This window comes from Microbacterium sufflavum, assembly GCF_023091155.1.
Classification (GTDB): Bacteria; Actinomycetota; Actinomycetes; order Actinomycetales; family Microbacteriaceae; genus Microbacterium; species Microbacterium sufflavum.
The window spans coordinates 1,873,532-1,893,176 of sequence record NZ_JAHWXK010000001.1 but is presented as its reverse complement, the minus strand read 5'-3'; the positions used below and the strand labels follow the sequence as shown (position 1 = coordinate 1,893,176).

The window sequence follows — 19,645 nt, the reverse complement described above, 5'->3', positions numbered from 1 at the left end:
GTTCTGTCTGCGACGTGCGTCAGAGCGCCAGGCGCTCCTGGACCACCCCGGCGAGACGTTCCGCGTAGGTGCGCACCGACTCGGCGTCGGCCGCCTCGACCATCACGCGCACCAGCGGCTCCGTGCCGGACTTGCGCAGCAGCACGCGACCGGTGTCGCCGAGCTCGGCCTCCACCTCGCGCACCGCCTGCTGCACGACCTCGTCGTCGGCGACACGATCCTTGTCGACGTCGCGCACGTTGATCAGCACCTGCGGGTAGACCGTCATCACCGAGGCGAGCTCGGCGAGGGACTTCCCCTGTCGGGCCATCTCGGACACCAGGTGCAGACCCGTGAGCAGGCCGTCGCCGGTGGTGGCGAACTCGCTCATGATCACGTGTCCGGACTGCTCGCCGCCGAGCGCGTAGCCGCCCTCGTTCATGTCTTCGAGCACGTACCGGTCGCCGACCGCGGTCTGACGCACGGTCACGCCGTGCTCGCGCATCGCGACGTGCAGGCCGAGGTTGCTCATGACCGTGGCGACGAGCGTGTCGTCGGTGAGGACGCCGCGCTCCTTCATCGACAGCGCGAGGATCGCCATGATCTGGTCGCCGTCGACGACGGCGCCGTTCGCGTCGACCGCGAGGCAGCGGTCGGCGTCGCCGTCGTGCGCGATGCCCACGTCGGCGCCGAGCCGCACCACGGCCTCCGCGAGGTTCTCCAGGTGCGTCGAGCCGACGCCGTCGTTGATGTTCCAGCCGTCGGGGTCGGCGCCGATCACGGTCACCTCGGCCCCCGCGTCGCGGAACGTCTCGGGCGACACGCCGGAGGCGGCACCGTGCGCGCAGTCGAGCACCACGTGGATGCCCTCCAGGCGGTGCGGCAGCGAGCCGAGCAGGTGCACGACGTAGCGGTCCTCGGCGTCGGAGAAGCGGTCGATGCGGCCGACGCCCGCGCCGGTGGGGCGCAGCTTCTCGCCGTGCATGGCCTCTTCGATGCGCTGCTCGACGATGTCGGGGAGCTTGCGGCCGCCGCGCGCGAAGATCTTGATGCCGTTGTCGGGCGCCGCGTTGTGCGACGCCGAGATCATCACGCCGAAGTCGGCGTCGCGGTCGGCCACGAGGAACGCGAGGGCGGGGGTCGGGATGACTCCGGCCTCGAGCACGTCGACGCCGGAGGACGCGAGGCCCGCGGAGACGGCGGCGGTGAGGAAGTGCCCCGAGACCCGGGGGTCACGGGCGACCACGGCGGTGAGTCGCTTGCCTTCGGCCTTGCGAGCCTCCGCCGTACGGCCCTGGCCCAGGACGACAGCAGTCGCCTGGGCCAGGGTGAGCGCCAGGTCGGCGGTGAGGATGCCATTGGCGAGTCCTCGCACGCCGTCCGTGCCAAAGATCGGCATCGGAGCAGTGGACCTTAACGCTTCGAGTACTGAGGCGCCTTACGGGCCTTCTTGAGTCCGGCCTTCTTGCGCTCCTTGACGCGAGCGTCGCGCGAGAGGAAGCCGGCCTTCTTCAGGGTCGGACGGTTGTTCTCCGCGTCGATGCCGTTGAGGGCACGAGCGATGCCGAGACGCAGCGCGCCGGCCTGGCCGGAGTCGCCACCACCCGAGATGCGGGCGATCACGTCGTAGGCACCGGCGAGGTTCAGCGCGGTGAACGGGTCGTTGATCAGCTGCTGGTGCAGCTTGTTCGGGAAGTAGTCCTCGAGCGTGCGGCCGTTGACCGTGATGGTGCCCGAGCCGGGGACCAGACGCACGCGGGCGATGGCCTGCTTGCGACGGCCGACAGCGGCGCCCGGGACGCTGAGCACGGGGCGGGGAGCCGCCTCGACTGCCTCGGTCTCGGGGGTCGACGTCGAGAAGTTCTGGAGGTTTTCGGTGGTGTCCTGGATGTCAGCCACGAGTATGTCCTTAGTCGTTACGGCGCTTACTGGGCGACCTGGTCGAGGGTGTACGGCTGGGGCTGCTGCGCGGCGTGCGGGTGCTCGGCACCGACGTACACCTTCAGCTTCGACAGCTGCTGGCGGCCCAGGCTGTTCTTCGGGAGCATGCCGCGGATGGCCTTCTCCACGGCGCGGACCGGGTTCTTCTCGAGCAGCTCGGAGTAGCTGACGGCCTTCAGACCACCCGGGTAGCCCGAGTGACGGTAGGCGATCTTCTTCTGGAGCTTCTGACCGGTGAGCGCGACCTTGTCGGCGTTCACGATGATGACGAAGTCACCCGAGTCGATGTGGTTGGCGAAGGTCGGCTTGTGCTTGCCACGCAGGAGCGTCGCCGCGTGCGAGGCCAGGCGGCCGAGAACGACGTCGGTGGCGTCGATGACGACCCAGTCGCGCTGGACTTCGCCAGCCTTGGGGGTGTAAGTGCGCGTCACGATAGTGCTGCTTTCTTGTCGAACGGAGGTGTTCGTGAATCCCACTCCGGGGTGGTTCCTCCCGACAGGGACGAACACGCCAGTGGAGGGCTCACGTTCGGATGTGCGTCTTCCTCGCAGTACGGGAAGGGCACCAAAGAGTCAGCATACGCCACCCGACCCCCTCCGACCAAACCAGCCGCGGGCCCGCGCCCGGTCAGTCGGTCTTCACCGTCACCAGGATCGGACGGTGGTCGCTCGACCGCTGCGGCAGGGTCGTGATGCGCTCGATCTCGAATCCGGTCGAGGTCGCGAAGTCGTAGTGACCGCGGAAGACGCGGTAGCGCGTGTAGGTGTGGTCGTCGCTGAGCGACAGCGCATAGCCGTGGTCGCGCACGGCCTGCCCCAGGTTCTCCTTGAACACGGGGTAGTTGTAGTCGCCGACCATGAGCTGCGGAAGGCCGTCCCCGAGGCTCGCGAGCTCGGTCAGGGCCGCGCGGATCTGGTGGCGCCGCAGCGAGTTCAGCGCCGTCAGCGGTGCGGCGTGGAACGACGCGACGATGAACTCGTCGCCGTCGTCGATGTCGCGCAGCCGTGCGCCGAGCACCCGCTCGTGCGCGGGCTTCGCGATGCGGTCGTGCAGCGACTTCTTGAGCCCGAGGGTGCGGATGCCCTGCAGGTGGTAGGTGCTCTCGCGGTAGAACAGCGCGAGTCCGAGGCGGTTGCCCTGGGTGGCGTCGGCGAGCACGAGGCCCCCGATCCGGTCGGGCAGCGCCGGCACGTCGCACTCCTGCAGGCAGAGGATGTCGGGGTCGTGTTCGGCGACGAGTGTCGCGAGCTCCCCGGCCGCCCGGTGTTTGCGCAGGTTGTACGAGATGACCTTCATGACCGTGCCCACGCTACCCGCCCCTGCTGTGCCCGGGATCCGTATCCGGCGATCAGTCCGACTCGCGGTCGCGGCGGGCCCTGGTCTGTTCGGCCCGTGCGGCGAGCAGCTCGTCCGCCGGATACCCGACCTCGGTCAGCGTCAGTCCCCGGGCCGCGAGCACCTTGAACTCGCTGGTCCTGGTGAGAGCGTCGCGCAGCACCACCAGGTCGGACACGTCCAGGCGACCCTCCCCCACGGCCGCGCACGCGCCGACGAGGGCGCGCACCATGCTGTGGCAGAACGCGTCCGCCTTCACCTCGGCCACCAGCACGCCGTCCGCGTCGCGCTCCCACCGGTAGTCGAGCAGGGTGCGGATGGTGGTGGCCTCCTCGCGGGGCTTGCAGTAGGCCGCGAAGTCGTGCAGGCCGATCAGGGTGCGCGCGGCCTCGTCCATCGCGCGCTCGTCCAGGCGTCCGCGGATGCTCGTGGTGTCGGCGCGACGCAGCGGGTCGTAGCCGGCCAGGCCGTCGGCGAGTCGGTACCGGTAGCGGCGCCACACGGCCGAGAACCGTGCATCGAAGCCCTCGGGCGCCGCGGTCGACCGGATGACGGTCACGTCGGAGTAGGCGCCGAGCACACCCCGCATGCGCCCGGCGATCGAGCCGGCCGGATCCTGCGCGGCCCGCCCGTGCCTGGCCTCGATGCGCGACCACTGCCGCTCGTCGAGATCGACGTGCGCGACCTGTCCGCTCGCGTGCACCCCGGCGTCGGTGCGGCCGGCGACCACGAACCGCACGTCGGAGCCCACGATGCGGGCGAGCGCCGCCTCCAGCGTGCCCTGAACGGTGCGGAGCGTGGGCTGTGTCGCCCAGCCGCGGAAGTGGGTGCCGTCGTAGGCGATGTCGAGCCGGATGCGCACGAGGCCAGCCTAGGACAGCCCCGCGCGCACCCGCCGCCTCAGATGCCGCCGTCGACCGAGCGGATGGAGACGCCGGGCTCGTCCGGCACCATCACCTCGGTGTCGCGGTTCAGGCTCTCGCCGCGGAAGAAGCGCTTCGACCGCGGGAACAGGTACCACAGGAGCATCAGCACCAGGCCGATCGCGAGCGAGCCGATGCCGATCACGAACGTGCCGCCGATGCCGAACAGCACCGTGTAACCGTAGTCCACGTCCCACATGTCGATCGCGGACTGCACGAACGCGCCGGTGAGCAGCAGCGCCCCGACGAGCGGGAAGATCCCCTTGAAGAAGAGGTCGCGTGCCGAGTTGCGCAGGTCGGCGCGGAAGTACCAGACGCACGCGAACCCGGTGATGGCGTAGTAGAACGCGATGGCGAGGCCCAGCGACAGGATCGAGTCCTGCAGGATGTTGTCGCTGATGAGCGTCATGCCCACGTAGTACGCGGAGGCGACCACGCCCATCACGATGGTCGAGAACGACGGGGTCTTGTAGACCGGGTGCACCTCCTTGAACTTCGCGGGGAGCGCGCGGTACACGCCCATCGCGAGCGTGCCGCGCGCGGTGGGCAGGATCGTCGTCTGCGTCGACGAGATCGCCGAGATGATGACGGAGACCACCAGCACCCAGCCGAACGGGCCCAGCAGGCCGTCCTTGATCGCGAGGAAGAAGTCGTCGGCGTTGGCCTCGTTGCCGAGCCCCGTGCCGTCCTCGCCGAGACCCGCGTACATCATCGCCGCGATCGTGACGGCGACGTAGGTCACCAGCAGGATCACGCAGGTCAGCACGGCCGCCCGCCCGGGAATGCGCTTGGGGTCCTTGGTCTCCTCGTTCAGCGCGAGGCACGTGTCCCAGCCCCAGTAGATGAAGAGGGCGAGCAGGATGGCCTCGGTGAAGCCCGACCAGTCCGTGAAGCCGAACGGGTTCAGCCACTCCCACGAGAACGGCGTGGCGTCGGGGGCGTCGCCGGTGAAGAACTGCCACAGCGCGGCCACCACGAAGATCGCGAGGGCCAGGTACTGCACGGCCAGCAGGATGTTCTGGATGCGCTCGCCGATCTCGACGCCGCGCCAGCTGACCCAGGTCATCGCGGCGATGAAGAGCACCGCGACGAGGATGATCCGCCAGTCGTTGTTCTCCAGGTCGAACCCGATCAGGGACCAGAAGTACACCGAGGCGATCTGGGCGAGGTTCGCGAGCACGACCATCCCGGCCACCGCGACACCCCAGCCGCCCATCCAGCCCACCCAGGGGCCGAACGCTTTCGTGCCCCAGGTGAAGGTGGTGCCGCAGTCGGGCACGGCGTTGTTGAGCTCGCGGTAGGCGAAGGCGATCAGGAGCATCGGGACGAAGGCGATCACGAACGCGATCGGTGCCTGCGCCCCGACCGCGAGCACGACGAAGCCGAGCGTCGCGACGAGGGAGTAGACCGGCGCCGTGGAGGCGAGACCGATGACGGTGGATCCCCACAGGCCGAGGGTGCCAGCGGCCAGCCCCTTGCCGTCGGGTCGTTCCAGGTGGATGGGCGTCGTTGCCATGCTCAGACAGTACGACGAGCTGCGGTATACCGTCAATCCTTTTCTTCGAGCAACGGATTCCACTCACACAACTTCATCTCACGACGGAATCCGTGGATTCATTCGCGACCGAGCATCCCGTCGGCGTGCGTGGCGACCCACTCCATCAGCGGCAGCATCCGCTCCATCAGGTCACGTCCCAGCGGGGTGAGGCTGTACTCCACGTGCGGGGGCACCGTGGGCAGGGATTCCCGGTGCACCAGCCCATCCGCCGACAGCGTGCGCAGCGTGGTCGCGAGCATCTTCTCGCTGATGCCGTCGACCTCCCGCCGCAGCTCGCCCCAGCGCCGCGTGCCGTCCGACAGGCACGACAGCACCAGCACGCCCCACTTGCTCATGATGTGGTCCAGCACCACGCGCGTGCCGCAGCCCTGGTCGAACACCGTGGGCGAAGACTCCCGGATTTCCGCAAAACTCACCGACATGTAGGTACCTTACGTCAAAGTGGGTACCGGTCGGATGGAATGCGCGGGTGTCTCGCGCCGGTTGGGGCAGGTGTTCACCAACGGAAGGACCGCCCCTCATGACCATCCTCGTCACCGGAGCCACCGGACACCTCGGCCGCCTCATCATCGCCGCCCTCCTCGCCCGCGGCGCCGACCCCCAGTCGATCGTCGCCGGAGCGCGCGACGTGGCCAGGGCGGCCGACCTCGGCGTGCGCGTCGTGCCGCTCGACTACGACGACCCGGCCTCCGTCGCCGCGGCCCTCGACGGCATCGACACGGTCGTGCTCGTGTCCGGCTCCGAGGTCGGCCGCCGCGTCGAGCAGCACCGGGCCGTGATCGACGCGGCCGCAGCCGCCGGCGTCTCGAAGCTCGTCTACACCAGCGCCCCGAAGGCCACCACGAGCGACCTGGTGCTCGCGCCGGAGCACAAGGCCACGGAGGAGCTGATCGCGGCCTCCGGCGTCCCGGCCGTGATCCTGCGCAACAACTGGTACACGGAGAACTACGCCGCCGACCTCGCGCGCGCAGCCGAGACGGGCGTGCTCGCCTCCGGCACCGGCGAGGGTCGCGTCGCCTCCGCCGGCCGCGCCGACTACGCCGAGGCCGCCGCCGTGGTCGCGCTCGACGACGGTCACACGGGCGCCGTGTACGAGCTCGGCGGCGACGTCGCGTGGGACTACACGGAGCTGGCCGCCGCGATCGCCGAGGTCACCGGACGCGAGGTGACCTTCGTGTCGCTCACGGCGGACCAGCAGCTCGCGGCGCTGCGCGAAGCCGGGCTCGACGAGGGCACCGCGGGCTTCGTCGTCGCCCTCGACGCCGGCATCCGCGGGGGCGCACTGGCCGAGACCGACGGCACGCTCGCGCGGCTGATCGGCCGTCCGACCACGCCGCTCGTCGAGGGACTGCGCGCGATCGCGTGAGCCGGCCGGAGCCCCGCCGACCGCACGGTCAGCGGGGCTCCACCTCGACGGGCTCCTCCGCGGCACGGGCGACCTGCACGTAGGCCACCACGAGCGTGATGCTCTCGCGCTGGTACCCCTGCTCCGCGAGCACGGCCTCCACCGCGGCCCGCGCCTCCCGGAGGACCTCTCCGGACGCCGCGCCCGCGTCCACCCCGATCGACGCCTCGACCGCGGCCCCGCGCGCCCCCGCGGCCACCGACACGATCGGCTCGGCGTCGCGCGTCGCGCCCAGCGCCGCGGCCCCCGCCCTGAGCAGATTCGAGATGAGCGAGCCGGAGCGGTAGACGCCGCGGACCCCCTCCTGCGCGCGCAGGACCTGTTCGATCCGGGCGGCCAGCTCGCGACGGCCCTCGCCGTCGATCGTCGGATCCTGCGTCATCACGACACCTCCCTGATGTCCTTGACGGTCACGTCGATCGCGGCGATGGTGAGCTCGGTGTGCCGGCGCAGCCGCGCGTCCACCTCGGTACGGAGCCGGTCGGCCAGCCCGCGGATCGGCTCGCCGTGCAGCACGCTCGCGTCGATCGCCACGCGCACGGGAGCACCCGGCGTCGTGACGTCGCCCTCCAGGCGGCATCGCCCGACGAGCACGCCGGGGACCGCCTCCTCGGCCGCCCGCACGAGACCGCGCACCGCACCCTCGGTGATCGCCAGCTCCACCGCAGGGTCGTCCGAGGCGAATGGGATGCGGCGTCCCGCCCTGGCGTCCATCGCGATCCCGCTCAGGATCCGGTCGATCCACCCCTCCTCGACCGCGGGCTCTGCCGCGGTATCGGCCGCCATCAGCGCGTCGCCCAGTCCGTGCAGCCGCTCGAGCGCGTCGAGGGCGAGCTGGCACCCCGGCGATTCCTCGATCGAGGCCACGCGCGGCTGACGCCCCGCCTCGAGGTAGTCGGCGAGCTCCTCGATCGTGTGCCCGTCGAGGTCGTCGGGCTCCAGTCCGAGACCGCGCAGGTCCGGGTTCTCGTGGTCGTCGTTCATCGCCACGCCTCCATCCGGGTGATCAGGAATCCGCGCGCACGGGCCAGCAGCCCGCGCACCGTGCTGACGGGGACGCCGAGCTCCGCGGCGATCTCGTCGTAGCTGTGCCCGCCCATCTCGCGCAGCACCCAGCATTCGCGCTGCGCCTCCGGGAGCTCCCGCAGCGCGGCTCCCAGTGCCGCGACGCCCTCGCGCACCTCCACCACCGCCGACGGCGAGGCGTGCAGGGGTGCCGGCCGGTCGATCTCGGTCACATCGACCGCCGGGCGGTGGCGCCGGAGCCGGTCCACGGCCTTGCGACTCACGATGCGCATCAGCCAGCTCTTGACCTTGCCGGGGTCGTCGAGCTCGCCGAACCGCTGCCACGCGGTCACGAACGCCTCCTGCACGGTGTCGTCCACTTCGGCCGAGCCGTTCAGCATGCGCTGCGTGTACGCGCGCATCATCGGCGTGTACCTCCGCACCAGCACCGCGAACGCCTCGACGTCGCCGTCCATGGCGCGACCCGCGACGATGTGATCCCCGGCGTGTTCCAGCGGGCCGCGAGAGCCATCCGCTGCCATTCCCCCACCCTTCGTTCCGCTTCCCCTGCAGGTTCGGAGCGCGTGCGGCGACGGATCGGATCCGTGCGCACGGCTCGGCCGCAGGGAGCGCCCCGACCGGGGGCGCCCCCTGCGCGAGCGGGATCACTTCTTGAACGCGTCCTTGACATCCTCGGCGGCGTTCCGCACATCGCCCTTCGCCTGCTCGGCCTTGCCCTCGGCGACGAGCCGGTCGTTGTCGGTGACCTCGCCGACGACCTCCTTCGCCTTGCCGGCGATCTTCTGGGCGGCGGCCTTGATCTTGTTCTCTCCGCTCATGGCGGCTCCTTTCCTCACGCGACCCCGGCTCTCGGGGTCGACGACGTCCGGGCGGTGCGGGACCGGTGCCCCGCCTCGCCCGCGCCGGCCAGCGACCGGCGCATCCTCTGCCTCGACCGGAACAGCTCGCGCCACCCGCGGTCCGCGACGTGCACGACCACCGGCACCTCCACGCCCAGCAACCGGTCCCACTCCGCGACGGCCGCCTCGGCCGCGGCGACGACGGCCCCCAGAGCCGCCCCCTTCCGCGGCGTCACGACGAGCCCGAGGGCGGTACGACGGCCCGCCCGACGCGCGACCGTCCGCGCCGACACCACGTCGGCCCGAGCCGCGAGCGTCTCCGCCAGCACGCCGTCGGCCACACCGCGGTCCACCCGGGTCGTCCCCCGAGGACCCGGCACCGCGAGCACCTCGCGCACGCGACCGCGGCCCCGCGTGAGCAGGAACGCGATCAGCAGGACGACCACGACCAGGGCCGCGGCCGCGGCGGACACGGCCGCGAGCGGGAACTCCCCGATGCTCCCGAGGTCGACCGTCGCGGCCGATGCATCGGCGGACGCCCGCTCGACCGCCGAGACGGCCCCCGCCGCCCCCGCGGGCAGCAGCCGCGCCGACTCCAGCCCGGTCGCCACGAGTGCCGCGCCCGCCGCGAGCAGCACGAGGCCGCCGCCGAGCAGCACCACCCGGTTCCCCACGGATCCCGAGAGCCTCATCCGACCACTCCTTCCGTCGCCACGAGCACACGCGGCGTCAGGGCGAAGCCCACCTCGTCCAGCACGCGCACCGCAGCGGTCCGCGCCGCGTCACGGTCCACGAGCACCCCGCTGGTCGGGGTCAGGCGGACCGTGGCGGCTCTGCGCCCCACCGTGACCGCGACGCGCGGTCGCGGAACACCCGTGCGCCTGGCCACCCCGTCGGCGATCGCGTCCGCGAGCACGCCGTCGTCCACCACGAGCGCGGTGCGCCCGGTCAGACGGGCGCGTCGGGCGCGACGCCCCGGGACGACCGCCAGCGCCAGCAGCACCGCGGCGAGCGCGACCAGCGCGATGCCCGCACCGATCGCGACACCAGGGGCGGACAGCGCCTGGGCGACGCCCGCCAGCAGCGCCGCCGCATCCGTGCGGAACCCGGGGTCGAGGGCCGCGGCGACCCCGCACCCCAGGAGCCCGAGCAGCACGATCGCCAGGAGAGCGGCGAGCACGGTCGCCGGAGCGGTCCGCGACGCCCGTGTCTCCCGGCGCAGCAGTCGGCGCGTGGCGGCGGGCGCGCTCATGCGACCCTCCGCTCGAGCGCACGCCGCACGCCGGTGAACCGCACGTCGACCGCGCCCACCCGTCGCGACGCCAGCTCCCCGAGCCGACGCACGAGGGTCTCGCGCAGCACCTCGCCGCGGTCGGCGAGGGTCGTGCCGTCGGAGCGCGCCAGCACGACGGGCACGACCACCGTGACGCGCAGGTCGCCGCGCCGGTCGCCCAGCTCCACCGCGATGTCGTCGAGCCCCACGCCCGCGGCATCCCTGGCGATGCCGAGGGCGATCCGGTGCAGGGCGCGGGCCTCGACGGACGTGGCCCCCGCCACACCCGTCGACGCCCCTGCCCGCTCGACGCTCACGAGGACGACCGCCGTCCGCGGACCACCTCGGCGAGCGCCCGCACGTCCAGGCGACCGTCGGCGATGCGCCCGGCCGCCGCGCCGACGAGCATCGCGAGGAGCACGAGCAGGAACGCCCAGAAGCCCAGCACGATCCAGGTCAGTGCGAGGACCGCGGCCGCAGCTCCGCCGATCACCGAGGCGTTCACTGGACTCGCGCCTCCTCGGCGTCGGCGTCGTCGTCCGAGGGGATGTGCACGTCGTTGACGCTCACGTTGATCTCGGCGACGTCCATGCCGACCAGGTCGACCATGGCCCGGTGGATGGCCGTGCGCACGTCGTCGGCCACCTTCTGCAGCGACACCGGGTACTCCGCGACGATCGTGACGTCGACGGCCACCTGCGTCTCGCCGACCTCCACGCTCACGCCCTGCGAGAGGTCGGTCGTGTTCAGCACGTCTCGGATCGCGCCCATCATGCGGGCCGCCCCGCCGCCGAGCGCATAGACGCCGCTGACCTCACGGGCCGCGATACCCGCGATCTTCGCGACGACCGCGTCCTCGATCGTGGTCTTCCCCACCGCTGCGGCCTGCGCCGTCGGTACGACCTGAGCCTTGGGCTGGCTGCCCCCCGTCACGTTCGCCATCTCGAGCTCCTTCATCCGTGTGTCCGCACCGTGGGGCGCGGGCCGTGTTCTTACGACACCACTAAGACGCATGAGGCACCTCGGATGTCACGAATTCGCCGACGGTTTTTCCGGGCGGGCAGAGAAACGCACTCTCACAGTGCACTCCAAGGTTGAAAGTGCAAAGTTGCACTCTATGGATGCGAGTGCAGAATCGACGAGGGAGCAGCGCAAGCGCGAGACGTCTCGCGCGCTCACCTCGGTGGCGCGGCGCTGGACGGTCGAACGAGGCTTCGCCGGCTTCACGATCGAGGAGCTGTGCACCGAGGCCGGGGTGTCTCGCCGCACGTTCTTCAACTACTTCGAGAGCAAGGAGAACGCGGTCTTCGGCATCACCGTGATCGACTCCCGCCAGGAGGAGCTGGAGGACGCTTTCGCGACCGCCGACGGCGACCTGCTCGACGACTTCGTCGAGCTCACCGTCGCCCGCTTCTCCCTGTTCGACCCCGTCGAGCATGCCGCCGAGCTGTTCGCCGTGATCGAGCACGAACCGCGACTGCTCAAGGCCGCGTTCGAGCAGCAGGAGAAGCACGAGCGGCGCGACGTCGCCCTGATCACCCGCCGGCTCGAGGGCGTCGAGGACGCCGAGCTGCGCGCGCAGGTGCTCGTGCAGTCCGTCGGTGCCCTCGTGCGCCTGTGCATGGAACAGCTCCTGCACCACCACTCCACCGAGCCGTTCGCCGAGCTGATCCGACGCCGTCTCCGGCTCGCGCGCGACCTGTACTCCCCCGCACAGAAAGCCCACTGAATGTCCGCCACCGCCACCGCCGACGCGCCCTTCCTGCTCACGAAGCGTCGCATCTGGATCATCTTCAGCGCCCTGATCGCCGGCATGCTGCTCGCGAGCCTCGATCAGACCATCGTGTCGACCGCGATGCCGACCATCGTGGGCCAGCTCGGCGGCGTCGACCACCAGGTGTGGATCACGACCGCGTACCTGCTGGCCACCACCATCGTGATGCCGATCTACGGCAAGTTCGGCGACGTGCTCGGTCGTCGCAGCCTGTTCCTCGTCGCGATCGCGCTCTTCACGCTCGCGTCGGTGGGCTGCGCCCTGGCGACCGACTTCTGGATGTTCGTCGTGTTCCGGGCGCTGCAGGGCCTCGGCGGCGGCGGACTGATGATCCTGTCGCAGGCGATCATCGCCGACATCGTGCCCGCCAACGAGCGCGGCAAGTACATGGGTCCGCTCGGTGCCGTGTTCGGGCTCTCCGCCGTGGCCGGTCCGCTGCTCGGCGGGTTCTTCGTCGACCACATGACGTGGCAGTGGGCCTTCTACATCAACATCCCGGTCGGGATCGCGGCGTTCGTGATCGCGCTGGTCGCCCTGCAGCTGCCCAGCAAGAAGGCCGAGAAGCGCATCGACGTGCTCGGCGTGATCTTCCTCTCCCTCGCGACGACGTGCCTGATCTTCTTCACCGACTTCGGCGGCGACAAGGAGTTCGGGTGGGATTCGCTGGCGACCTGGGCGTGGGGCGCCGGCCTCGTGGTCGCCGCGACCGCGTTCGTCATCACCGAGTCCAGGGCGCAGGACCCGATCATCCCGCTGAGCCTGTTCCGCAACCCGATCTTCGTGAACGCGACGGCCATCGGACTGGTGCTCGGGATCGGCATGTTCGCGGCGATCGGCTTCGTGCCCACGTTCCTGCAGATGTCGTCCGGCACGTCGGCCGCGGCCTCCGGGCTGCTGATGATCCCGATGATGGTGGGCCTGATGGGCACGTCCATCTTCTCGGGCATCGCGATCTCGAAGACCGGGAAGTACAAGGTCTACCCGATCGTCGGCACGATCGTGACGGGCCTCTCGATGGTCGCGATGACCACGCTGTCGGCCGAGACGCCCATCTGGCTGATCTGCGTCTTCCTGTTCGTGTTCGGCGCGGGTCTCGGGCTCATCATGCAGGTCGTGGTGCTGGTGGTCCAGAACGCCGTGCCCGCGGGCGAGATCGGCACCGCGACGAGCACCAACAACTACTTCCGGGAGGTGGGGGCATCCCTCGGAGTGGCCGTCTTCGGCACGATCTTCACGACGCGGCTGACGGAGAACCTGCTCGGCGTGTTCGCCGGAGCCGGTGCCTCGCCGGATCAGGCGTCGCAGGCCGCGTCGACCATCGACCCCGCAACGCTCAGTGCGCTGCCCGACGAGGTGCGCGACGGGATCGTGACCGCGTACGCCGATGCGCTCGCCCCGGTGTTCTGGTACCTGGTGCCGTTCGTGGCGCTCGCACTGCTGCTGTCGCTGTTCCTCAAGCAGATCCCCCTGTCCGACCAGGCGGGACTCGTGGCACGCGGCGAAGCCATCAGCGGCGAGGAGGCGGAGCGGCTGGAGGCCGCTCAGCGCGCCGGCGGACGGAGGACCACCGCGGTCGACGGGCCGGAGGGGTCCGACCCGTCGACCGCGGACCGGTGACCGGTCAGGGGAGGTCGGCGACGTCGAGGTCGTCGTCGTCTTCGCTGGCCGGAAGGTCGTCGGGCTCGGGGTCGTGATCGTTGGTGACGATGTCGGCGTCCACACCGACGGCGTCCACCTCGGGGCCATCGTCGGCGGCGTTGCTGTTCGGGTCTGACATGGGGATCTCCGTTCCTCGGCCTCGTGGAGCGCCAGTCTCCCGTGCCGGCGGGCCCGAGCGCAGGGGCTTGACATGACCTCCGGGTTCCGGATGGCCCGTGCGGCCGAGGGGCGCTGGCCATCGTCGGGCGGCCCGGCGCGCGCGGGGCCGGGTGTCACGGTCAGCTCTGCTCCCCGACGGCCTGTGCGGGATCAGCCGAGCCAGCGGGGGCAGAACGCGCCGCACGCTCAGCTCCGCTCCCTGGGGGCCTACGCGGGATCAGCCGAGCCAGCGCGGGCAGAGCGCGCCGCAGGCTCAGCTCCGCTCCCTGGGGGCCTGCGCGGGATCAGCCGAGCAGCGGGGACAGAGCGCGCCGCACGCTCAGCTCCGCTCCCCGACGGCCTGTGCAGTGACGGTGACGATCGCGAACACGACCGCGGCGATGCGGTCGTCGTCCGCGTGGGCGTGGGGGTCCCACAGCACGTCGGTGCCGATCACCTCGGCGGTCATGTCGTCGAGCGGCTGCTCCTCGTCGCGGGCAAGCCCGTCGGCGAGCCAGGCGGCCGCGCGGCGCAGGTCGGCGCGATCGATCGTGTGGTGGGGGTCCTCGATCGACGCGCCGAGCACGTCGGCGATGGAGACTCCCCGGCAGCGGAGCCCGGCCACCGCACCGGACAGTGCGCCCGCCGCGACCGCGAGGCCGTAGCCCGCGGCGATGAGCTCGTCCCAGGAGACGGGGCCCGCGATGTCCTCCAGTCCGAGCGAGACGCCCGCCCTGTCCGTCACGGCGACCATCACCGCCCGGTGCGCATGGCAGTAGACAGCGGTCGCGGAGGGAGCGGGGGTCGGCACGGCGGTCCTCTTTCCGGGGAGCCCGCCTCGCTCGTCCGCGCGAGGGCACGGAACGGCTCTCACTCTAGTCCGCGGATACGACGAAACCCCCGGACGTATCCGGGGGTTTCGAGCTGTAGCAGGAGCGGGGCTTGAACCCGCGACCTCACGATTATGAGTCGTGCGCTCTCACCAACTGAGCTACCCTGCCGCACGGCATCCGCATCGCAGATGCGAACTCCGAGCCCCGAGTCAGGATTGAACTGACGACCCCTTCCTTACCATGGAAGTGCTCTGCCACTGAGCTATCGGGGCGTGCTGCCCCTCGCGGGGCAACCACACGAGAATACCATCACTGTGGCGTCCTCATGAAATCAGGCCGGTCAGTACGACGTGCGTCCGGCGTTGGCGCGGAGCCACGGCATCGGGTCGATCGTCGTGCCGTTGACGATGAGCTCGAAGTGGAGGTGCGCGCCGTAGGAGCGGCCCGTGTTCCCGGTCTTGCCGATGACGGTGCCGACGGTGACCCGGTCGCCCGCCTTCACCTGGAGCGAGCCGTACTGCATGTGCGCATAGTGGCTGGTGATGGTCTGACCGTCGATCACGTGGTCGATGTAGACCGTGACCCCGTAGGCGCCGCCCTGCTCCGTGGCGGTGCGCACCACGCCGTCGGCGATCGCCTGGATGGGCGCGCCGTTGCCGGGGGTGAAGTCGATGCCCTCGTGCAGGCGCCCGCTGCGCATGCCATAGCCGTACGACATGCCGACGCCGACCATGAACGGCCACTGGATGGCCGCGTCGGGGTCGTTCGTGAAGACCTCGCCCGAGTAGTTGATGCCCTGCTCGGCCGCGACCTCGACGAGCGAGACCGTGCTGTAGTCGTCGTTGCGGGTGAGCGGTGCGTTCTGCACGTCGGAGGGCGCGACGAAGGCCTGGATCTCGTCCTTCGCCGACCCCGCGGCGTCGGCGGCGGCAGCGGTCACGAGGGAGGTGGACGCCATCGACCCTCCGCGCGCGGCGGCGACGGCCTCGGCGGGCAGCGTCATGGAGACCGCGAGCAGTCCGGCCAGACCCATGACACCGACGGTCGCGCCGACCGTCACGAAGCGCCGGAGACGGCGGGGACGCGATGCGACGTGTTCGGCCGCCGCACCCTGCACGTCGGCGGCGCTGGCGAATGACGGGGCACTCGCGGCCGCAGCAGGGACGGTACGCACGGTGCCGGTGCTGCGGAAGGCGCGCGAGGCACGCTCGAACGCGTCTCCCTCGGCGTCGGCTTCGGCCACGAACGGCTCGGAGGCCGGCGGGATGACCTCGGCGCCTGCGGCCTCGGCGGGTGCCTCGTGCGTCGCCGCGAGGGGCACGGCGGGGACGTCGGCCACGGCGGGCACGGGCGTCGCGGCGATGAACGGTTCGGCGGGAGCCTGAGGCACCGGCGGGACGTCGTTCGGCCGCTGACGTGCGGCGCGACGGGAGAGGGGTGCGACGGCGGCGAGCGCGACCACGGTCTCCGCGTGAGCGAGGGGTGCCGTCGTCCCGGTCGCCGGGGCCTCGGTGGCCGCAGTGCGATGACGGCTGGAGCGACGCGTGGGCGCAGCGGCAGCCTGGGGATTCTCGAAGGGCAAAACTAGTCTCTCGGTCGTTCGTGTTGCTCGGGGGCGCAATGACAGCTTTCACCTTCGGGTGGTGAAAGTAACGATCGGGTAAACACTACCCCGATCACCCTGGGAATGCCATGTATCAGTCCAGGTTTCTCAGCACAGGATCTCGGTGAGCCGCGCGTGCACGGCTGGTCCTCCGGCGATCAGCAGCGGCCGAGGGGAGTCGGTGTCGACGCGCGTCACGATGCCGCCCGCCTCGCTCACCAGGAGCGCGCCCGCCGCGAGGTCCCAGGGGGCCAGTCCGCGCTCGAAGTAGCCGTCGAGTCGACCAGCGGCGACGTACGCGAGGTCGAGTGCGGCCGACCCCATCCGCCGGAGGTCCCGCGCGATGGGCATCACCCGGCGCACGGTCGCGAGGTCGCCGTCGTGGGTCGCGGGGTCGTAGCCGAACCCGGTGGCGAGGAGCGCGCCGGCCGGTGTCTCCTGCGTGACCTCGAGGCGTCTGCCGTCGAGCCAGCCTCCGTGACCTCGAGCGGCGGTGAAGGTCTCCCCCACGGCCGGTGCGTGCACGGCGGCGGCGAGCGCCTCCCACCGGCTCGGGTCGGGCTCTCCCTGCACGGCCGCAATGCTGACGTTGTAGGCCGGGATGCCGTAGGCGTAGTTGACGGTGCCGTCGATGGGGTCGACCACCCAGGTGATCCCGCTGTCGCCCGCCGCCGTACCGGACTCCTCGCCGAGGAAGCCGTCGTGCGGCCGCGCCGTCAGCAGACGGTCGCGGATGAGCGCCTCGACCTCGCGGTCGGCCTCGGTCACGATGTCGGCCAGTGTCGACTTGGTCGCGGCCAGGGTGACCCCCTGCTGTCGGCGTGTCCTGGCGAGCTCCCCCGCCTCCCGAGCGACCTCCGCGGCGAGCGCGCCGAGCTCCTGCTCCTGTGACACTGTCACGACGCCCGGTTCCCCGGCGCGGGAGGGGGCGGCGGGAACGCGGGAGGTTCGCCCTGATGCGGCGCGGGGGGCTCCGGCGCGGCGGGTCGGGGCGGTACCGGTGCGTCCGGTACCGGAGGGCCGGGCTGGGCCGCCGGGGGTGCGGAGGGCGCAGCCGGAGGCGCGGGCTGCGCGACCGCGGCCTCGGGAACCACGGGGAACGCCGTGGTCTGCGGCTGCGGGAGAGCCTGCTGCGGAGCTGTCGGGTAGCCGGTGTAGTACGCGTTCCAGTCGGGCGAGCCGTCGGGCAGTGCGGGGAGCGGGGTGCGGCCGTCGGCGAACGTGGGCCACGCGGGAGCCGGGTTCTGCGGCGTCGGCGTGGCGGCCTTCCTCGGCGCGAAGAGCGCGTTCAGCAGGGGGATGAGCGTGGTGCCCACCGCGACCAGGATCGTGAGGGCGACCACGATGCGCCAGTACAGCTCGCTGTAGTCGAACGTGTTCGGGAACGCGAGGAAGAACACGAGCATCGCTACGAGCGCACCGAGGAACACGACCGTCACGATGAAGATGACGCGCGTGAACGCGGTGACGTGGCGCTGCGCCGCCTTCGTGAACAGACGCACGTGCAGCAGGGCGAGCTGGAGCACTCCGATCACGAGCAGGAGTTGGAAGAAGCGCTCCGCCCCGAAGTAGATGCCGTCTTCCGGGAGCCAGATCTTCACGAGCCCCACCAGGAGCGCCACGACCCAGCTGACCATGCTCGCGAGCTGGAGCCAGTCCGGGCGATTGGGGGCGAGCCCGGCCTCCAGGATCGCGATGCCGGCGAACGCGGCCAGGAGCAGGATCGTGAGGAAGGCGCGACCGATCAGGCCGTTCTGGTCGCCGATCAGCACCCACACCACGCACACGAGCGCGGCCGCGATCAGCGCGCCGATCGCCACCCAGATCGAGCCTCGGATGAGCAGCGACATGTTCTTCTTCTCAGCCTGCGGCGGCGTGCTGATGTCCGGATGGGACATGGGGGTCCTCTCGTCGAGTGGCGATCGATGTCCACATCCTCCCACGCGCGCCGGTCCCGGTTCGGGGATCTTCGCGCCGTGCGGACGGACGCGACGAAAACCGGTGGCTGGGGAGGAAGAGTCAGGCCGTCTTGCGCGCCGATGCCGCAGCGAACGCGGCGACCCGCGCCTGCGCGTCGGGAGTCTCGAGCGCGGCACCGATCGAGCGCGCCTCCTCCGACAGCTGCTCGACGAAGGTGCGCTCGGGCTGCGACCGCACCAGCCGCTTGGCCTGGCCATAGGCATCCGCGGCCCCGGCCAGCCAGAAGCGGGCGACCTCCTCGGCGCGCGAGCGCACGGCCTCCGCCTCCGCAGCCGCGTCCTCGCCCTCCACGACCTCGGCCACCAGTCCCCACTCCAGCGCCTCGGCCGCCGTCAGCAGCCGATCCTGCAGCACGAGCTGCAGCGCTCTGCGCTGACCGATCGCACGGGCCAGCTGCGCCGACACCGACAGGTCGGGCGTGAGACCGATGTTGGCGTACAGGCTCCCGAGCTTCGATCGTGCCCCGACCACGGCGTAGTCGGTCGCGAGCAGGATGCCGAGCCCGCCACCGGCCGTCGTGCCGTGGGCGGCGGCGACCACCGGGATGCTCGACTCGGTCAGCGAGCGGATGCCCGCGTTGATCACCTCGGCGAGCGCCGTGATCTCGGCACCGGAGGCGCCCATCGTGGTCGCCATGTCGATCACGTCGCCGCCCGCGCAGAATGCAGGCCCCGCCGCGTCGAGGAGGATCGCCTTCACGTCGCTCCGCGAGGTGGCCTCGGCCGTCGCGTCACGCCAGGCGTGGGCCAGATCGGCGTTGAAGGCGTTGAGGCGAGCCGGACGGTTCAGCGTCAGCCGCGCCATCCCCTCGTCGACCGCGAACAGGATGGCTTCACTCATGGCGTCTCCCTCGAGCACAGGACGTGTGGATCCAGGCTAGCCGGACTCAGCCCTGCTCCCACACGCGGGACACGAACCCCTCCATCCGGCGGCGCGTGCCGTCGAGGCGGAAGTCGGCCTGACCCGCCGCGCGGATCTCGTTCGGTGCGAGCGGATGCGCGAGTCGCACGTTCTCGTGACAGGAGAGGTCCGCGCAGATGTACGTACCGAAGGAGTCGCCGCGAGCGCCGGCCTCGCCCGCCCGTCGCGCGGAGAACAGCGCGACCTGGTTGCCCGGCTGCATCGTGTGGCAGATGTTGCACATGCCGGAGCGCCCGCGACCGGGCTCCGACGCCCGCAGCACGACACCGACCACGCGTCCCTCGTGCTGGATCAGGACGTAGCCGCGCTTGCCGGCGCTCGGGTCGCGCCAGGCGAAGAAGTCGAGGTAGTCCCAGTCGACCAGGAGGAAGTCGTGCGGCATCTCCATGACGCGCAGCTCGTCCGCGTCCGCGTTCACGAACGAGGCCCGGACGTCGGCTTCGGTGAGGGCTCGCATC

Annotated in this window: 26 protein-coding genes and 2 tRNA genes; 3 read left to right on the top strand and 25 right to left on the bottom strand. The window is 71.1% G+C overall.

Annotated elements, in window-relative coordinates; genetic code table 11:
- Positions 1 to 19 precede the first annotated feature (19 nt).
- The 7 genes from glmM to KZC56_RS09225 all read right to left on the bottom strand — a co-directional run bounded on the left by glmM (position 20) and on the right by KZC56_RS09225 (position 6,158).
- Complete coding sequence (glmM, locus tag KZC56_RS09255) at positions 20 to 1,378, bottom strand: phosphoglucosamine mutase (RefSeq protein WP_247638407.1); 1,359 nt, start codon at positions 1,376 to 1,378, stop codon at positions 20 to 22.
- 14 nt (positions 1,379 to 1,392) lie between these two features.
- The gene (gene rpsI, locus KZC56_RS09250; RefSeq protein ID WP_136031687.1) at positions 1,393 to 1,878 is read right to left on the bottom strand and encodes a 30S ribosomal protein S9; all 486 of its coding nucleotides are present in this window, start codon (positions 1,876 to 1,878) and stop codon (positions 1,393 to 1,395) included.
- A gap of 26 nt (positions 1,879 to 1,904) precedes the next feature.
- Positions 1,905 to 2,351, bottom strand: a complete 447-nt coding sequence (gene rplM, locus KZC56_RS09245) for a 50S ribosomal protein L13 (protein ID WP_136031685.1) — start codon at positions 2,349 to 2,351, stop codon at positions 1,905 to 1,907.
- Positions 2,352 to 2,547: 196 nt separating this feature from the next.
- Positions 2,548 to 3,216 (bottom strand): endonuclease/exonuclease/phosphatase family protein, encoded by a 669-nt coding sequence (locus tag KZC56_RS09240; RefSeq protein ID WP_136031683.1) that lies wholly within the window; start codon positions 3,214 to 3,216, stop codon positions 2,548 to 2,550.
- A gap of 52 nt (positions 3,217 to 3,268) precedes the next feature.
- The gene (locus KZC56_RS09235) at positions 3,269 to 4,117 is read right to left on the bottom strand and encodes a tRNA pseudouridine synthase A (RefSeq protein ID WP_247638406.1); all 849 of its coding nucleotides are present in this window, start codon (positions 4,115 to 4,117) and stop codon (positions 3,269 to 3,271) included.
- A gap of 38 nt (positions 4,118 to 4,155) precedes the next feature.
- Positions 4,156 to 5,694: an APC family permease gene (locus KZC56_RS09230; protein WP_247638405.1), complete on the bottom strand. Its 1,539-nt coding sequence runs from the start codon at positions 5,692 to 5,694 to the stop codon at positions 4,156 to 4,158.
- A 98-nt stretch (positions 5,695 to 5,792) separates the two neighbouring features.
- Positions 5,793 to 6,158, bottom strand: coding sequence for a winged helix-turn-helix transcriptional regulator (locus KZC56_RS09225; RefSeq protein WP_136031678.1), 366 nt, complete (start codon positions 6,156 to 6,158; stop codon positions 5,793 to 5,795).
- A 98-nt stretch (positions 6,159 to 6,256) separates the two neighbouring features.
- On the opposite strand from KZC56_RS09225, the gene KZC56_RS09220 reads away from it, so the two are divergent.
- Entirely contained in the window at positions 6,257 to 7,102 is an 846-nt protein-coding gene (locus KZC56_RS09220; RefSeq protein ID WP_247638404.1) for an SDR family oxidoreductase, read from the top strand.
- 28 nt (positions 7,103 to 7,130) lie between these two features.
- On the opposite strand, the gene KZC56_RS09215 is transcribed toward KZC56_RS09220, so the two are convergent.
- From KZC56_RS09215 to KZC56_RS09175, 9 genes are all read right to left on the bottom strand, one after another.
- Positions 7,131 to 7,523, bottom strand: coding sequence for a hypothetical protein (locus tag KZC56_RS09215; RefSeq protein WP_247638403.1), 393 nt, complete (start codon positions 7,521 to 7,523; stop codon positions 7,131 to 7,133).
- Positions 7,523 to 8,125 (bottom strand): Asp23/Gls24 family envelope stress response protein, encoded by a 603-nt coding sequence (locus KZC56_RS09210; RefSeq protein WP_136031671.1) that lies wholly within the window; start codon positions 8,123 to 8,125, stop codon positions 7,523 to 7,525. Before KZC56_RS09210 ends, KZC56_RS09215 begins: the two co-directional genes overlap by 1 nt.
- Positions 8,122 to 8,688, bottom strand: a complete 567-nt coding sequence (locus KZC56_RS09205; RefSeq protein ID WP_247638402.1) for an RNA polymerase sigma factor — start codon at positions 8,686 to 8,688, stop codon at positions 8,122 to 8,124. Before KZC56_RS09205 ends, KZC56_RS09210 begins: the two co-directional genes overlap by 4 nt.
- Before the next feature lie 123 nt (positions 8,689 to 8,811).
- Entirely contained in the window at positions 8,812 to 8,985 is a 174-nt protein-coding gene (locus KZC56_RS09200) for a CsbD family protein (protein WP_247638401.1), read from the bottom strand.
- Between the two features lie 14 nt (positions 8,986 to 8,999).
- Positions 9,000 to 9,698, bottom strand: coding sequence for a hypothetical protein (locus KZC56_RS09195; RefSeq protein ID WP_136031667.1), 699 nt, complete (start codon positions 9,696 to 9,698; stop codon positions 9,000 to 9,002).
- On the bottom strand, positions 9,695 to 10,258 hold the full coding sequence (locus KZC56_RS09190; RefSeq protein ID WP_247638400.1) for a hypothetical protein: 564 nt from the start codon (positions 10,256 to 10,258) through the stop codon (positions 9,695 to 9,697). The genes KZC56_RS09195 and KZC56_RS09190 overlap by 4 nt, the downstream gene beginning before the upstream one ends.
- Positions 10,255 to 10,596, bottom strand: a complete 342-nt coding sequence (locus KZC56_RS09185) for a hypothetical protein (protein WP_206251708.1) — start codon at positions 10,594 to 10,596, stop codon at positions 10,255 to 10,257. The genes KZC56_RS09190 and KZC56_RS09185 overlap by 4 nt, the downstream gene beginning before the upstream one ends.
- Entirely contained in the window at positions 10,593 to 10,784 is a 192-nt protein-coding gene (locus KZC56_RS09180; RefSeq protein WP_136031662.1) for a DUF2273 domain-containing protein, read from the bottom strand. Before KZC56_RS09180 ends, KZC56_RS09185 begins: the two co-directional genes overlap by 4 nt.
- Entirely contained in the window at positions 10,781 to 11,221 is a 441-nt protein-coding gene (locus KZC56_RS09175) for an Asp23/Gls24 family envelope stress response protein (protein ID WP_240744574.1), read from the bottom strand. Before KZC56_RS09175 ends, KZC56_RS09180 begins: the two co-directional genes overlap by 4 nt.
- 175 nt (positions 11,222 to 11,396) lie before the next feature.
- On the opposite strand from KZC56_RS09175, the gene KZC56_RS09170 reads away from it, so the two are divergent.
- The gene (locus KZC56_RS09170; protein WP_247638399.1) at positions 11,397 to 12,008 is read left to right on the top strand and encodes a TetR/AcrR family transcriptional regulator; all 612 of its coding nucleotides are present in this window, start codon (positions 11,397 to 11,399) and stop codon (positions 12,006 to 12,008) included.
- Complete coding sequence (locus KZC56_RS09165) at positions 12,009 to 13,670, top strand: MDR family MFS transporter (RefSeq protein ID WP_247638398.1); 1,662 nt, start codon at positions 12,009 to 12,011, stop codon at positions 13,668 to 13,670.
- A gap of 4 nt (positions 13,671 to 13,674) precedes the next feature.
- Here KZC56_RS09165 and KZC56_RS09160 read toward each other — a convergent pair whose 3' ends face one another.
- From KZC56_RS09160 to KZC56_RS09120, 9 genes are all read right to left on the bottom strand, one after another.
- On the bottom strand, positions 13,675 to 13,830 hold the full coding sequence (locus KZC56_RS09160; protein WP_168442828.1) for a hypothetical protein: 156 nt from the start codon (positions 13,828 to 13,830) through the stop codon (positions 13,675 to 13,677).
- A 360-nt stretch (positions 13,831 to 14,190) separates the two neighbouring features.
- Positions 14,191 to 14,661, bottom strand: a complete 471-nt coding sequence (locus KZC56_RS09155) for a hypothetical protein (protein ID WP_247638397.1) — start codon at positions 14,659 to 14,661, stop codon at positions 14,191 to 14,193.
- A 116-nt stretch (positions 14,662 to 14,777) separates the two neighbouring features.
- Positions 14,778 to 14,851: transfer RNA gene (locus tag KZC56_RS09150), tRNA-Met, on the bottom strand.
- A 32-nt stretch (positions 14,852 to 14,883) separates the two neighbouring features.
- Positions 14,884 to 14,955, bottom strand: a tRNA-Thr gene (locus KZC56_RS09145).
- A 68-nt stretch (positions 14,956 to 15,023) separates the two neighbouring features.
- Positions 15,024 to 16,265 (bottom strand): M23 family metallopeptidase, encoded by a 1,242-nt coding sequence (locus KZC56_RS09140; protein WP_247638396.1) that lies wholly within the window; start codon positions 16,263 to 16,265, stop codon positions 15,024 to 15,026.
- 129 nt (positions 16,266 to 16,394) lie between these two features.
- Complete coding sequence (locus KZC56_RS09135; protein ID WP_247638872.1) at positions 16,395 to 17,180, bottom strand: inositol monophosphatase family protein; 786 nt, start codon at positions 17,178 to 17,180, stop codon at positions 16,395 to 16,397.
- Between the two features lie 2 nt (positions 17,181 to 17,182).
- On the bottom strand, positions 17,183 to 18,184 hold the full coding sequence (locus KZC56_RS09130) for a hypothetical protein (protein WP_247638395.1): 1,002 nt from the start codon (positions 18,182 to 18,184) through the stop codon (positions 17,183 to 17,185).
- A gap of 121 nt (positions 18,185 to 18,305) precedes the next feature.
- A complete protein-coding gene (locus KZC56_RS09125) occupies positions 18,306 to 19,106 on the bottom strand; it encodes an enoyl-CoA hydratase/isomerase family protein (protein WP_136031649.1) in 801 nt (266 codons plus the stop codon).
- Between the two features lie 46 nt (positions 19,107 to 19,152).
- Positions 19,153 to 19,644 carry an FBP domain-containing protein gene (locus tag KZC56_RS09120; protein ID WP_136044941.1) on the bottom strand — a complete coding sequence of 164 codons (492 nt, stop codon included), beginning with the start codon at positions 19,642 to 19,644 and terminating at the stop codon, positions 19,153 to 19,155.
- Position 19,645 lies beyond the last annotated feature (1 nt).